This is a genomic window from Sphingobacterium haloxyli, from assembly GCF_002980525.1.
Taxonomy (GTDB): domain Bacteria; phylum Bacteroidota; class Bacteroidia; order Sphingobacteriales; family Sphingobacteriaceae; genus Sphingobacterium; species Sphingobacterium haloxyli.
Window position 1 is genome coordinate 110,135 of sequence record NZ_PVBQ01000006.1, and the last position, 13,790, is coordinate 123,924.

At 40.6% G+C, this 13,790-nt stretch carries 13 protein-coding genes; 9 read left to right on the forward strand and 4 right to left on the reverse strand.

Features of this window, described 5'->3' with window-relative positions:
- Window positions 1–3: 3 nt before the first annotated feature.
- The 7 genes from C5745_RS09310 to C5745_RS09340 all read left to right on the forward strand — a co-directional run bounded on the left by C5745_RS09310 (window position 4) and on the right by C5745_RS09340 (window position 4,599).
- Window positions 4–672 carry a hypothetical protein gene (locus C5745_RS09310; protein ID WP_105716729.1) on the forward strand — a complete coding sequence of 223 codons (669 nt, stop codon included), beginning with the start codon at window positions 4–6 and terminating at the stop codon, window positions 670–672.
- Window positions 673–675: 3 nt separating this feature from the next.
- The gene (locus tag C5745_RS09315) at window positions 676–1,314 is read left to right on the forward strand and encodes a DUF4199 domain-containing protein (RefSeq protein ID WP_105716730.1); all 639 of its coding nucleotides are present in this window, start codon (window positions 676–678) and stop codon (window positions 1,312–1,314) included.
- A gap of 1 nt (window position 1,315) precedes the next feature.
- The gene (locus C5745_RS09320) at window positions 1,316–2,266 is read left to right on the forward strand and encodes a glycosyltransferase family 2 protein (protein ID WP_105716919.1); all 951 of its coding nucleotides are present in this window, start codon (window positions 1,316–1,318) and stop codon (window positions 2,264–2,266) included.
- A gap of 3 nt (window positions 2,267–2,269) precedes the next feature.
- Window positions 2,270–3,265: a glycosyltransferase gene (locus C5745_RS09325; protein ID WP_105716731.1), complete on the forward strand. Its 996-nt coding sequence runs from the start codon at window positions 2,270–2,272 to the stop codon at window positions 3,263–3,265.
- A gap of 59 nt (window positions 3,266–3,324) precedes the next feature.
- The gene (locus tag C5745_RS09330) at window positions 3,325–3,597 is read left to right on the forward strand and encodes a hypothetical protein (protein ID WP_105716732.1); all 273 of its coding nucleotides are present in this window, start codon (window positions 3,325–3,327) and stop codon (window positions 3,595–3,597) included.
- A complete protein-coding gene (locus tag C5745_RS09335) occupies window positions 3,594–4,364 on the forward strand; it encodes an MBL fold metallo-hydrolase (protein ID WP_105716733.1) in 771 nt (256 codons plus the stop codon). Before C5745_RS09330 ends, C5745_RS09335 begins: the two co-directional genes overlap by 4 nt.
- An 82-nt stretch (window positions 4,365–4,446) precedes the next feature.
- A complete protein-coding gene (locus C5745_RS09340; RefSeq protein ID WP_105716734.1) occupies window positions 4,447–4,599 on the forward strand; it encodes a lmo0937 family membrane protein in 153 nt (50 codons plus the stop codon).
- A 4-nt stretch (window positions 4,600–4,603) separates the two neighbouring features.
- Here the strand turns inward: C5745_RS09340 and C5745_RS09345 are convergent, their stop codons facing one another.
- The 4 genes from C5745_RS09345 to C5745_RS09360 form a co-directional block, all read right to left on the reverse strand.
- Window positions 4,604–5,296, reverse strand: coding sequence for a 2-C-methyl-D-erythritol 4-phosphate cytidylyltransferase (locus tag C5745_RS09345; RefSeq protein ID WP_105716735.1), 693 nt, complete (start codon window positions 5,294–5,296; stop codon window positions 4,604–4,606).
- A 344-nt stretch (window positions 5,297–5,640) separates the two neighbouring features.
- On the reverse strand, window positions 5,641–8,670 hold the full coding sequence (locus tag C5745_RS09350; RefSeq protein WP_105716736.1) for an AAA family ATPase: 3,030 nt from the start codon (window positions 8,668–8,670) through the stop codon (window positions 5,641–5,643).
- A gap of 3 nt (window positions 8,671–8,673) precedes the next feature.
- Window positions 8,674–9,897, reverse strand: a complete 1,224-nt coding sequence (locus C5745_RS09355; RefSeq protein WP_105716920.1) for a metallophosphoesterase family protein — start codon at window positions 9,895–9,897, stop codon at window positions 8,674–8,676.
- 51 nt (window positions 9,898–9,948) lie between these two features.
- Window positions 9,949–10,227: a SelT/SelW/SelH family protein gene (locus C5745_RS09360; protein WP_105716737.1), complete on the reverse strand. Its 279-nt coding sequence runs from the start codon at window positions 10,225–10,227 to the stop codon at window positions 9,949–9,951.
- 407 nt (window positions 10,228–10,634) lie between these two features.
- On the opposite strand from C5745_RS09360, the gene C5745_RS09365 reads away from it, so the two are divergent.
- Together C5745_RS09365 and C5745_RS09370 are read left to right on the forward strand one after the other, a co-directional pair.
- Window positions 10,635–12,911, forward strand: coding sequence for an ATP-dependent helicase (locus C5745_RS09365; protein WP_105716738.1), 2,277 nt, complete (start codon window positions 10,635–10,637; stop codon window positions 12,909–12,911).
- A 57-nt stretch (window positions 12,912–12,968) separates the two neighbouring features.
- The gene (locus C5745_RS09370; protein ID WP_105716739.1) at window positions 12,969–13,664 is read left to right on the forward strand and encodes a DUF4290 domain-containing protein; all 696 of its coding nucleotides are present in this window, start codon (window positions 12,969–12,971) and stop codon (window positions 13,662–13,664) included.
- Window positions 13,665–13,790: the final 126 nt, after the last annotated feature.

The window sequence follows — 13,790 nt, forward strand, 5'->3', positions numbered from 1 at the left end:
GATATGGATGCAAAAGTAAAAAAAGCGTTTCACGCTGGGATTCGCACGTACGCACAGACCGAAGGAATTGATGCAGGAACTTTTGAGACTGCATTGCAACAAGCTTTTGATAAAGAAGCACCTTTTATAGAAAAGGTGCAAGCCTTGGACGAAGCTTTTGATAATCATCAACGTTTTGAAGAGCTTCGGGAGATTTGCTTCGATTTATTGATGGTCAACTTCTTTGCAGCGGATGTGAAGAAGCTGGAAGAAGATTATTTGGATTCGCCAGAATGGGAAGCTATTGAAGAAGAAACTATCGATAGGGGTACTGAATTACTAAACATGTTTCTCTATCTGCAGGAGTGTGAAGATGAGGATATTGATCCTTCTCTGGACGATTATCTAAAAGAATTCCTATTGGTCGAGGAAGATGAGTTTCAGGATGAATATGCTATTTATGAGAAAATAATAGCTAATCAGATTTTGGTAGATAGTACCTTCGCTGAAATCAATAAAGTAGCTTCATCGCTATCCCCTCAGGACGAATTAAAAGAGCTATTTTATCCGTTAGTGTCTTTCTTTAACGAACCATATCCCGAAGAGGAGCAGATGGTGGAATATCTAGACGCCTCTGTCAATAAGCCGTTGGATGGGGCTATTTACCAGATTATTGTAAACTTTAATAAATAAATTATGAACCAAGATTTTAATTCACCTTTTCCTGCGGAAGAGGTAAAAAAGGAAGGCATTAAATACGGGATTTATGTAGGCATTATCTCTTTGGTGATAAGCATCGTTTCTATGTATGTACTGGTAAATAGCGCTGATTTTAAGATAAGTTCTATGGTGACAGGAGGGATTTCCTTTTTGCTCATGATAGCTTTGTCGGCATACTTCGCCGTATTGTTGCGCAGAGTAGCGGGAGGTTTTTGGAATTTTAGCCAGGCACTGAAAGGTATTTTTGTCATGTTAGCGATTGCAGTAATCATTTCCACTGTAGGAGGGGCGGTGTTCAATCTGATTAATCCCGAGCCGCAACAAATTGTTTTCGATAAAACGATCAATTTGACTATCGAAACAATGGAGAGCATCGGTGCTGATGACGATCTTATCGACAAACAGGTGGCTGATCTAGAAAAACAACGAGATGAGTTACGGGAGTTTTCCATAGGACAAAACCTTAAAGGTTTAGGTATAGCGCTAATTATGTATTTCGTTTTTGCTTTGATTCTTGCTGCTATCCTAAAACGCGAAAGGCCTAGTTTTCTGCCGGTACAGGACAACTCAAGCCAAATGGATGATGAAGGGCGATATAAGCCGGAGGAAAACTAATATGGATATATCGGTTGTTATCCCCTTATATAATGAAGAAGAATCTTTGCCTGAATTAACCGAATGGATACGTCGGGTAATGACTGGGCATGATTTTTCCTATGAAATTATTTTGGTGGATGACGGGAGCAAAGACACTTCCTGGAAAGTAATCGAAGAGCTTAAATCAACGCACGAACAAATTTCGGGTATTAGGTTTCGTCGAAATTATGGTAAATCTGCAGCGTTAAATGTGGGTTTCAATGCAGCCCAAGGAGATGTGGTAATAACGATGGATGCGGATTTGCAGGATAGCCCGGACGAGATACCGGAATTATACAACCGGATAATGAATAGCAATGCTGACCTGGTGTCGGGCTGGAAGCAAAAACGCTATGATCCGTTGACCAAAACGATCCCTACAAAACTTTTTAATTCCGTAACGCGGAATATGTCCGGAATCCATAATTTACATGATTTTAATTGTGGCTTAAAAGCTTATCGCAAAGATGTAGTGAAGAGTATCGAGGTATACGGAGAAATGCATCGTTATATTCCGGTCTTAGCGAAGTGGGCGGGATTTACGAATATACAGGAACAGATTGTCCAACATTACCCTCGGAAATACGGAACGACAAAATTTGGCCCGGGACGCTTTGTGAAGGGTTTTCTGGACTTACTTTCGATTTTTTTTGTTGGAAAGTTTGGTAAACGCCCGATGCATTTTTTCGGGACTATCGGCGTGTTGAGCTTCGTGGTTGGTTTTTTTATTACTTGTTACTTAGTATTTGAAAAACTGAGGAGCATTGCGGAAGGTACAGTGTATCGAAATATAACAGACCAGCCGTTGTTTTATCTCTCGCTAGTTGCTATCCTTATCGGAACACAATTGTTTCTGACAGGGTTTATAGCAGAACTCGTTTCCCGTAATTCCTCCGAACGCAACCAATATCATATCGAAAAAATAATTTAACATATGTTTTTTTCGATTGTGATTCCTTTGTATAACCGACCGTTAGAGATTAATGAACTTTTGAAATCATTAACGCAACAAAAATATACCTCTTTTGAAGTTATTGTGGTGGAGGATGGCTCATCTAAACCTGCCAAACATGTTGTGGAAAGCTACCATAATAGATTGGACATTCGTTACTATCAGAAGAAAAACGAAGGGCAGGGGTATGCACGTAATTTTGGTTTTGCAAGAGCAAAAGGAGATTATTTTATTGTTTTTGATTCGGATATTATTGTGCCGGAAGACTATTTGTATCATGTAGCTGCTGGCATACAGCGTTACCGTTGGGACGCTTTTGGCGGACCTGATGCTGCTCATCCATCTTTTACGAATATTCAAAAAGCTATATCTTATTCGATGACCAGTCCGTTTACAACGGGGGGAATCCGAGGAAATAAGCAACATGTAGGGCAGTTTCATCCACGGAGCTTTAATATGGGGCTATCTAGAAAGGCTTATGAACAGACAGGAGGATTCAAACTGTCTCGTCGTTCAGAAGATATTGAATTTAGTATCCGTATGATTCGACAAGGATATCGTGTGGGCCTAATTCCTGAAGCATTTGTATATCATAAACGTCGGACCACATTTGGACAATTTTTCAAGCAAACCTATGGTTTCGGAAAGGGACGTATTGCTATTTATAAGCTTTTTCCCGATGAATTGAAGCTCATACATGCCCTGCCCGCGCTTTTTGTCGTCGGGTTTGCTGGCTTGATGTTATTAAACCTACTTAACTGGGGGAGTGAGGGACAAATTCAGATATTGCCAATACTCTGCGATATCGGTAATATAGTACTTCTAATATACACGCTTTTATTGGCTTTACATGCATGGTTCAGTACGAAACGCATACAAGTTGTGATATTGGGGGTTGTTGCTGCGTATATACAGTTGATAGCCTATGGGTTAGGGTTCCTAGGTAGCTTTATGGAACAGGTAATGTGGAAAAAATAGACTGTGTAGTTATTCCATAATAAGATAAAGTTTTATAATTTCCTCGAAAATTTAAAATCGTGCTAGCATTCACTCAACATAATTTAGGAAAACTAGAAGATCTTTTTGCTGCTTTAGGTTATCGGGTTCGTTACGAAAAGGGCTCTTTTCGTACGGCGGCGTGTGTGCTTCAAAATACACGGGTTATTGTTGTTAATAGATTTTCTAACCTAGAAATCAGAATTCAATCATTAATACAGTTATTACGTGATATGGACGTAGATACATCGCTACTAGATGAAAAGAAAGTGGCACTTTACAAAGTGATCAAGAAAGAAGAGGCGACACTTTGAGAGTAACTTTTTTAGGTACAGGAACTTCACAGGGTGTGCCCGTTATCGCATGCCAATGCGCGGTATGCCAATCTACCGATACACGTGATAAGCGCTTACGTACATCTGTCATGATACAATTTGACAATGATACGAACGTTGTTATCGACACCGGGCCCGACTTTCGTTATCAAATGTTGCGAGAGGACGTGCGTAAACTCGATGCGGTATTGGTAACGCACGCTCATAAGGACCATATTGCAGGTATGGACGATCTTCGTGCTTTTAATTATCAACAGCAACAATCTATTCCTATATACGGAACGGCTATTACCCATGAATCCCTCAAGCGAGAGTTTTATTATGCTTTTGGCGAACAAAAATATCCGGGCGTGCCTCGATTGGAACTTCGACCAATTACCACAGGAGACGCTTTTCGCGTGGGTACCCAAAGTATTATGCCTATTGAAGTGATGCATTATAAGATGCCGGTGATGGGATTTCGTATTGGGAATTTTGCGTATATCACCGATGCTAAAACTATTTCTGAAGAATCAAAAGCATTATTGAAAGGTATCGACACGTTAGTAGTGAATGCGCTGCAGGAAGAGCCACACATTTCCCATTTTACCAAAGAAGAGGCGATTGCCTTTGCTGAAGAAATTCAAACTAAGTCCACCTACTTAACCCATATCAGCCATCGATTTGGAAAGCACGAGCACATAGAGCGGACACTTCCTGAAGGTATCCGGGTGGCATACGATAGGCTCGTTATTGATGTTCAATAAAGCAAACGTTACTAAGGGCAAAACTTTTCAGCTCATTCCCTGTTCTATTATTGAAATAGTGTTAATTTAATTTCTATAAGTCATGGGAAATATTCTTTATTTAATCGCAGTTATTTTGGTTATTATTTGGGCCATTAGCTTTTTTGGCGGATACGTTTCAGGAGGTATCATCCACATCCTCTTGGTGATCGCAGTTGTTGCTATTCTACTACGTGTCATACGAGGAGCGGCCTAATAGTTTAATGATTTTTTAGATAAAATTGGGCTATGGAAATGTCTTCCGGAAAAGTGATTTTTATATTTCGATGATCACCCGGAATGAGATGTATTTTATAGCCCAATTTTTCTACCACGGAAGCGTCATCTGTAAAAGAGGATAATTCGTCTTGCTGAAATGCCTTATGTAGAATGTGCCCCTGAAACGTTTGCGGTGTTTGTACGATCCATATATTCTCTCTATCCAATGCCTTATTTTCTTCCACATTTCCCTGTCGGATAGAATTTGTACTCGGTACCGCCAATATGGTAGCGGCGTGGACGACGGTTTGTTCAAAACAGTTATCTATCGTTTCCGATGTAATTACCGGACGGGCGGCATCATGAATGGCTATGAGTGTATTGTCAAGAAACTGATGTTGTTGTTCTGCAATATAATGTATACCATTCCTGACACTTTGGAAACGTGTGTCCCCACCGGCAATGACAGTATGAGGTATCTGGAAATCATATTTTTCGCACAACTCATCCCAAAACGAGAACATATCTGCGTGCAAGACCAATATTAATCGAAGTTCATTTTTGGTATTGGCAAACCTTTTCAGCGTATGCATAGCTATTGGTTTGTCATCAAGAAGCATAAACTGCTTTGGCAAATCACTTTTCATTCGGCTACCCGATCCTCCCGCAACAATAATGGCGTATCTTTTTTTCATTTTTTTAATTAAATTGTTTCTTCTTTTTCCCCGTGAAAAAGAAGCAAAACCGAACAAAGTGAGCTCATGGATACTAAAATAAACACTTATCCATAAACCTCGTCGCTTCGAATGTTTTACATTTGGGATAGTACTAATGATGAATTTGTACAGTTGTAAAACATTCGGATGCGACTGTTAATGTTAAGGAAGGGATTCTGCAATTGTACTATCCCCTCCTTAACCTCTGAATGCCACATGTAAAATTTTGAAATATGTAAAAATACAATGTATGCAATATCCCTCTATTCAAAATTTTAAAGTGGCGAGTTTTTTCTCCCTTTTTTGCGGACAAAAAAGGGAAATTAATGCAACTGACTTCCCTTTTCTATATCGTTCACTACGGTAATAGCCCGCGGAATACGCTCTTTCAGCTCCTCTACATGGGAAATAATACCGACGATACGGTTATCCCTATTCAGATATTGCAATGTTTCAAATACGGTATTCATACTTTCGGGGTCTTGCGTACCGAAACCTTCGTCGATGAAGAAAAAATTCTTGTCTGCTTTATTCATCGACTGAATGTTTTCCGCTAATGCGAGAGCAAGACAGAGTGAAGCCTGAAATGCTTGTCCGCCAGAAAGTGTTTTCACAGAGCGTTTAAAGCCGTTGTTCAAGAAATCTACGACCTCAAATTCATTATTTTCATTAATTGTGAGGCTTAAATTATTTTTTGTCAATCGGTGAAAGCGCTGATTAGCAATTTCACATAAACGTTGTAAGTGTATACTAGATACATAGTTGACGAAACCAGAGCCACGGAAGAGGTTTTCCAGTGTGGTCAAATTGCTTTTTCGAAGCGTCAACCGCTCGTATTCTTCCAATAATTTTTCCTTCCTCTCAAATTCGATACGTAAGTGAGCATATTCTTTTTCTAAAGCTCCAGTTACACGAATCTGTAATTCAAGCTCCTCACGTTTTAAAGCGTAGAGCATTGTTTTTTCTTCGAAGATGGATTCTTCGTAGGCATCGTGGGCGGTACGATGCTCTAAATCAGCAATGTTGCGTAAAAGGATCTGTAGATTTAAATTAAACTCTTGTATGGTTTTCCGATTACTATCCACATCTATGTTTTTTTGCAGTATATGTTGTACCTGTATAATATCGTTGTAACCATGGTCCTTCAATAAAGTGGAAATTTCAGCTTGCTTACTGTTAAGTTGTTGATAGAGCTGTTGGAATTGTTCTTTTGAGGCCGCACGTTCACCATTGATATGCGCGAACTCCGTTCTCAAAGATTGAATAGATTCGGAGAGTCGTCTATGACTTTCTTCCAAAAACGTAATTTTATTTTCCGTTTCCTGCTTTTTATTTAGAAGTTGCGTTTCGTCAAATTGTTCATAGTCTTCTGTTTTCAACCTTTTGATCTGCAGTTTGTTTTGTTGGTTTAACTGATCTAATACGATAATGTTTTGTTCAAATGCTGCAAGGGAGTTTTTATATTTTTCTATTTTCAATTGGCAGGCTTGCCACTGTGCGCGGAGGTTTTTCAAATTGGCTTCACCTGATTTGATATGGCTCTCTGTTAGATGGTTCTTATCTTTATACGCTCTAAAGGCTGTTTTGTCAGCGGGAGAAAATGCTTCCCATCGAAATTGTTTGCGATGGATGTTTAGTTTCTCCTCCATTTGTTGGAGGCTGGTTTCACATTGGGTCCGTAGTGCTTTCTTGTCGTACCAACGTGTGGAAGCAGCTGTCAGCACTTGGTAGTTTGCTTTAAGCTGCTGCAAACGCTGTTTGATCTCGGTTTGCTTTGCGAGTATCTCCTTTATTTTAATTGCCACATCATGGTTTTTCATCGGGTACGGGTGGGCTAATGCACCGCATAACGGGCAAGGTTGTCCGTCAGCAAGGTTGTCGGCAAACTCCGATAGCTTCGCTTGCACCTGCAAGTGGGTTTCCTCCTGCTGTAACGAAGCGAGCTCGCTGTTTAAATTTGTTTCTTGTTGGAGAAGATCGGCTTCCCACTTGTCAATTGACGTTGATCGATCATCAAAAATTTTTGCTGTTTGCGATAATTCGTTTTGCAGTTGTTGCTCGTGCGTTTTCAGTTCCGCAATCGCGGCATTGATATTGTTATCGGTTTGATACCAGGACTCCAGTGCCAGCAATACTGACGTATCCACGCGGGTATTTTTAAGCTCATCTAGTCTCTTGTCCTCATTTTCTATAGATGCTGAGAGTTTTCTTTCACCTTCCTGAGCGTCTACAAGATGAGGTTTTCCATCTTGTAGACGCTTATTAAGCTTTTCCTGTTGCTTCTTGTTTTGAAATATATTGATAAGTATATTTAGATCTTCAGTTTTTGCTTTGAATAAATCCAGTTGCTTATAATCAGGAGCTATCTCTTCCCATGCACTCTCCTCTTTTTCCAAACGGCTTAAAATTTCACTCTTTCGAATTGTAAGCTGTTCGATTTTATGTGTGAGTTGTTCTTTTTCTTTGTTTAAGTTATGTGTGGTATTGAGGATCTCCTTAAAAGCCGATCGGGTGGTTTCATATGTCTGTAGTTCTTTTTCCAACTGGGTGATTCGTGGATGCTCTAGCAGGTACGCCTGTACCTCCTCTTTTTTCTGCATCAATTCATCCCGTGTCTTTTTGCTTTCCATAAGCCGGCTGACTTCTTTTTCCAACAATGCTGTTTCCTCTTTTACTGAAGTTAAATGTTGGCGCGCAGTTTCGAGTTCGTGTTGCTTACTGTTCAATGTTTCCGTACTGACAGCATTAAAACCGGAAAGTGCTCCGCTTAGTTGTTCTAGTTTGTTATTATTCTTTCGTTGGAGTATTGCCACCTTGGATCCCAAATCAAAACGATCTAGGCTAAAGATGTCTTTCATCATCTCTGATCTATCTTTACCGCGTAGTTCTAGGAATTCTTTGAACTGTCCCTGTGGGATAATGATAGTACGTCGAAAGTTGGGGTAGGTGAGTCGTGTTACAATTGCGCCATCGTTTGAATCTAATGGAGCCCATGCATTGTCTTTCCATTCGTAGGCATAGCGTTCCAACGACGTGGTGTCCTCAAATTTTTTTCGTCGTTTCCAATGCGCTGTAAATCTGAGTTTTCGCCCTTCGTAGTTCAGAAATTCGAATACGATATTAGCAGTGTCTGAGCGAAGATTAAGCATGTTATAAGCCCTTTTCTCCTGTTTGTTGAGTCTTTCAGTCTCTCCATACAATGCAAAGCTAATGGCTTCGAGTATACTGGATTTGCCAGATCCCACTTTCCCAAATATACCAAATAACCCGGCCTCTGTTAAATGAGTGAAATCAATTACTTGTTTATCCTGATACGAATATAATCCTTCTATACTTAAATAAATTGGTAGCATGTTTTAATCCTCCGGTCGCGTTTCACAATTAATTACTTCATTTAATAAATCCATCAATTCCGGATTAGGCTCTTGTCCGAGCCGATGCTGAAAATAATCCTTAAAAAGTACATCAATATCTTGGTCAAGGTTCACCGGTGTATGTGTCGGACTAGATGCTGCGTGTTGTACTATCGGGATAATATGAATAATACCGTCGTGTGCTTCATGTATTCGCTTCATGTCTGCGGAGCTCAGAAAAGTATCACTTATCAGTGTGAGCTCAACCAACGTTTCCGGATTTTCGTGTAACCACAGCACAGCAGCATCAATATCTTCAAAGCGTTTTCGGTGTAGTTTCCGTCCAGAAGAAAGGTGTGCAAATCGATATTGCGCTAGTTGCGTTGGAGCAAGCTCTACGATGACAACCCCTTTCGCCTGTCCGGCCTCCAAAAAGGAGTAAGCAAGCGGACTGCTCGGATAAACCACAGGGCGTTGCTGATCTCCTATATTCTGAAACCGATGGAGATGTCCTAAAGCTGCGTATTGAATTTGTGGCGGGATAGCATCAGCGTACACCAAATCCGCATGGCCCACCTTAATGGGTTTTTCTCCATCGGGTTCTTCCAGTATTTCTCCTCCTCGTTGTAACATATACAAATGTGTGGTCAACAGGTTTACACCGTGATTATCGCAATGCATATTTCCGATGGCAAGCCAATGTTTCCTTAAAAGCTCGTTGAGTTGTTGCCCTTTATCGTCCAATCCTAAGAACTGCTTTAATCGGAGTTCATTGGCAAATGGGGTGTGTATAATACGTAGGGGGTAGTTATATTGAGGCAAGGATATTTCCAGAAATCCAGCCGTTGCTATGTTAATGGAAAATCCGTTATTTGTACGAAAGGGTCGAATGGTTGCCTGCGGGTATCCGATGAAGATAATGCCACATTCACGAGCGAGTGCGTCCGGCGCGTCGATACGGTCAGCACTATCATGATTTCCGGCAATCGCAATAACGGGACGCCGTCCTTCATGACTAAGTCGTCGTAATGTTTTATAAAGTAGTTCTACTGCTTCTACGGGAGGATTGAATGTGTCAAATAGATCGCCCGCTACGATGACGGCGTCTACACGTTCTGCGTCCGCTATTTCACATATTTCCGCTAATACCGCGCGCTGTTCTTCCAATCTCGAGAAATAATCCAACCGTTTGCCTAAGTGCCAGTCGCTCGTATGTAATATCTTCATCCCGTGCTGCATTTTGGGGATTAAAATTAATAAAAAATTAATACTATCTTCCTATTTCTTATCCGAATGCCCTAAATCTTTGTCCGGATTAACCTTGTCACGAACTAACTGCTTTAGTTCTTTAGTCTCCGGAAATCGTCCTTCTTTTTTCCGGTCAAAAATAATCTCTCCGTCGATGGCTACTGAAAAACGGCCACTGATTTCACTAGGGACCAGGGTAACGCCATAAATGTCATTTACGAACGTTGTCAATGGTTCTTGCGCTATGTAAGCAGACCGGAGCATCCATCCGCATTTGGGGCAATATAAAATTGTGATAGTAGGTTTCATACAATTCATACAATATATCAATTACCTGTCGATTCGATTTTTTTTAAAAATATAAAAAAACTCTTGCAAAAATACGAAGTCCTCCTTATATTAGTGGTTCATAATTCAGGCCGCTAGAGCATGGCGGTAAGTTATAATTGGTTTTACAAAGGTTTCTATCCGCCCGGGTAGAAACCTTTATTTTTATCACTTATTGTGGAGGCTGTCTCACTTATCGATGATGTGCTATGTCCACAATACAGGTGTTCGGTTATTGGTATCACTCTAATTGCCTTTGCCGCTAGTTCTTCAGAAAAACAGGTTGCAGCGCGGTGGAATATCGGAAACATCAGTGGCATATCAATTATTTTTCTTAATTTTACCGCTACTTTTTGTTAGTGCTTGTCATAAAAAATTAGGAGAAAGTTTTGGATTATTTAGCAGGATTAAACTCTTCGCAACGTGCAGCTGTGGAGCAAACGGAAGGACCGGTAATGATCGTAGCCGGTGCAGGTTCGGGGAAGACGCGCGTCATTACCTACCGTGTAGCACATTTGATTCGGAAGGGTATAGACCCCTTTAATGTTTTGGTGCTAACCTTTACTAATAAAGCGGCGAAGGAGATGCGAGAACGTATTATGAGCGTTGTAGGACAAGAAGCAAAAAATATTTGGATGGGCACTTTCCATTCCGTATTTGCCCGTATCCTTCGCGTGGAGGCTGAGTTGATCGGGTATCCCAAAAATTTTACAATATACGATACAGACGATACAAAAAGCTTAATTCGTGCGATTCTAAAGGAAATGAATCTCGACGATAAGCTGTATAATGCCAATCATGTGTACGGACGTATATCCTCCGCCAAAAATAATCTGATATCACCGCAGGAATATAATAAAAACGAAGCCATTGTAGCGGAGGATGTTGCAAATGGTCGTCCGCAGATGGGACAGATTTATATGACCTATGCGCAACGTTGTTATCGGGCGGGAGCAATGGACTTTGACGACCTTTTATTCAAAACAAATGTATTACTGAATAAGCATCCAGAAGTGCTGCATAAATACCAACATCAATTTAGATACCTAATGGTGGATGAGTATCAGGATACCAACTTTTCTCAATATCTTATCGTGAAAAGGCTTGCTGCAGTCAATGAAAACATTTGTGTAGTAGGAGATGATGCGCAGAGTATTTATGCGTTTCGCGGTGCGAATATTCAAAATATCCTGAATTTTCAAAAGGATTATCCGGACGTTCAAGTTTTTAAACTTGAACAGAACTATCGTTCTACGAAAATGATTGTCAACGCGGCGAACAGTGTAATTGAAAAGAATCAGAATCAATTGGAGAAGAATGTTTTCTCTGAAAATGAGGATGGTGAAAAGATAAAGGTTGCTCGTGCATTTTCTGATAACGAGGAAGGGAAAATTGTAGCGGAATCCATTACGCAGGAGCGTGCACTGAAAAATCTGCGATATAAAGATTTTGCTATCTTATACCGCACAAATGCCCAGTCCCGGGCTATGGAAGAGGCATTGCGAAAGATCAGTGTCCCTTATAAATTGTACGGAGGAACGTCTTTCTATCAACGTAAGGAAATCAAAGATTTGATTGCTTATTTTCGTTTGACATTCAACCCTAACGACGAAGAGGCGTTGAAGCGGGTTATCAACTATCCACGCAGGGGGATAGGGGACACCACGCTGGAGCGAATTTTGGTAGCTGCGGATCAGCAACAGCATCGATTGTGGGATGTGGTCGTTAATGCGCAGTTGTTTCTCGACGGGCGAAGTGCAAATGCGGTAGGCAGTTTTGGCCTGATGATTCAGAGTTTCCAAGCTATGGCAAAGACCAGCTCGGCGTTTGATACAGCGATGCATATCGCACAACATTCGGGTATATTAAAAGATCTTTACGAGGATAAATCAGTAGAAGGGCTTAGTCGTTATGAAAATATTCAGGAATTATTAAATGGTATCAAAGAGTTTTCCGAACGTGAGGATATTGAAGAAAAAGGTCTGGATATATTCATGCAGGACATTGCGTTGTTAACTAACGATGATAATGACAAGGATCCCAATGCAGATACCGTGTCTTTGATGACAATACATGCGTCGAAAGGACTAGAATTCCCTGTGGTTTACATCGTGGGTTTAGAAGAAAACTTATTCCCTTCACAACTCTCCCTCAACTCCCGCTCAGAATTAGAGGAAGAAAGACGACTCTTCTACGTAGCTGTGACACGTGCGGAGAAAAAACTACATTTATCTTATGCTACTTCACGTTATCGATGGGGGACACTTAATAACTGTGAACCCAGCCGTTTTTTGGATGAATTGAATCCGGCTTGTTTGGAGCTTGACTTTAAGCCACGGAGTAGCATTATGGATACAGGGGGCAGTTTTCAATCGGAGCGTATGGCCTGGCGACAGAAGGATACGGAATCGTTTTCGAAACCTAAACCAAAAATAGTTAAAACAACTTCGATATTGCCTAAGGCGCACGTGCCTACGCCGGGCTTTGCCCCCTCAGATACGTCTACGCTACAAGTGGGAATGGAAGTGGAGCACGAACGGTTCGGATTTGGAAAAGTTGTGAATTTGGACGGTAATCGGCCGGATATAAAAGCAACTATTTTCTTTAAAGAGTTGGGACAGAAACAATTGTTGCTTAAATTTGCGAAGCTAAGAATAGTACAATAACAAGATAAAATAATAAACTACGCTTATGTAACGTTTTTAAGCGTAAAACTACACTTTATGGATTTCGACTACAACAGTACCCGGCCAAATTTGATTTTGGCAGAATATGGAAGAAATGTGCAAAACATGGTAGATTATATATGCACCCTTCCAACGAAAGAGGAGAGAAACCGATATGCACAGGTCGTTATCGACATGATGGGTGTATTGAACCCGCATTTGCGGGATGTTTCGGATTTCAAACACAAATTATGGGATCATTTGCATATCATATCTGATTTTAAAATTGACGTAGATTCGCCATATCCTGTACCGGCACGCGACGCAATTCACAAGAAACCCGAACTACTCGATTACCCCCAACACGCTATTCGTTACAAACATTATGGCCATACTGTGGAGCGTATGATTGAAAAGGCTTTGTCTATGTCTGCTCCAGAAAACCGGGAACGTATGGCTTTGTCTATTGCTAATTTTATGAAGATGGCGTATATGACTTGGAATAAGGATACGGTGCAAGATGAGCACATTATCCAAAATTTAGCCGAACTTTCCAATGGGAAATTAGTATTACCTGCCGATACTGTACTGACTAAACTTGATTTTAAGACACCGCCTCCGGGAAGCCGCACTAAAAGCGGAACTATGGCAGCCAGTAGTAATACGCAAAAAAATAATAATCAAAAAAATAACGGTAAAAAGAATTTGGTCAAGAAAAAAAATGGACCCAAAAAAGGTTCGTATAGAAAGTAGGCCTATTTATACAGGTTAAATAAGAGGGCAATTGTGTGGCGAGAATCGTTATCCAGTTGCTCTCTGTGTTTTGAAAGAAGGGAAGTGAGTGATCGTGCTTATGCTTCTTAAGATGGCATGGCAATG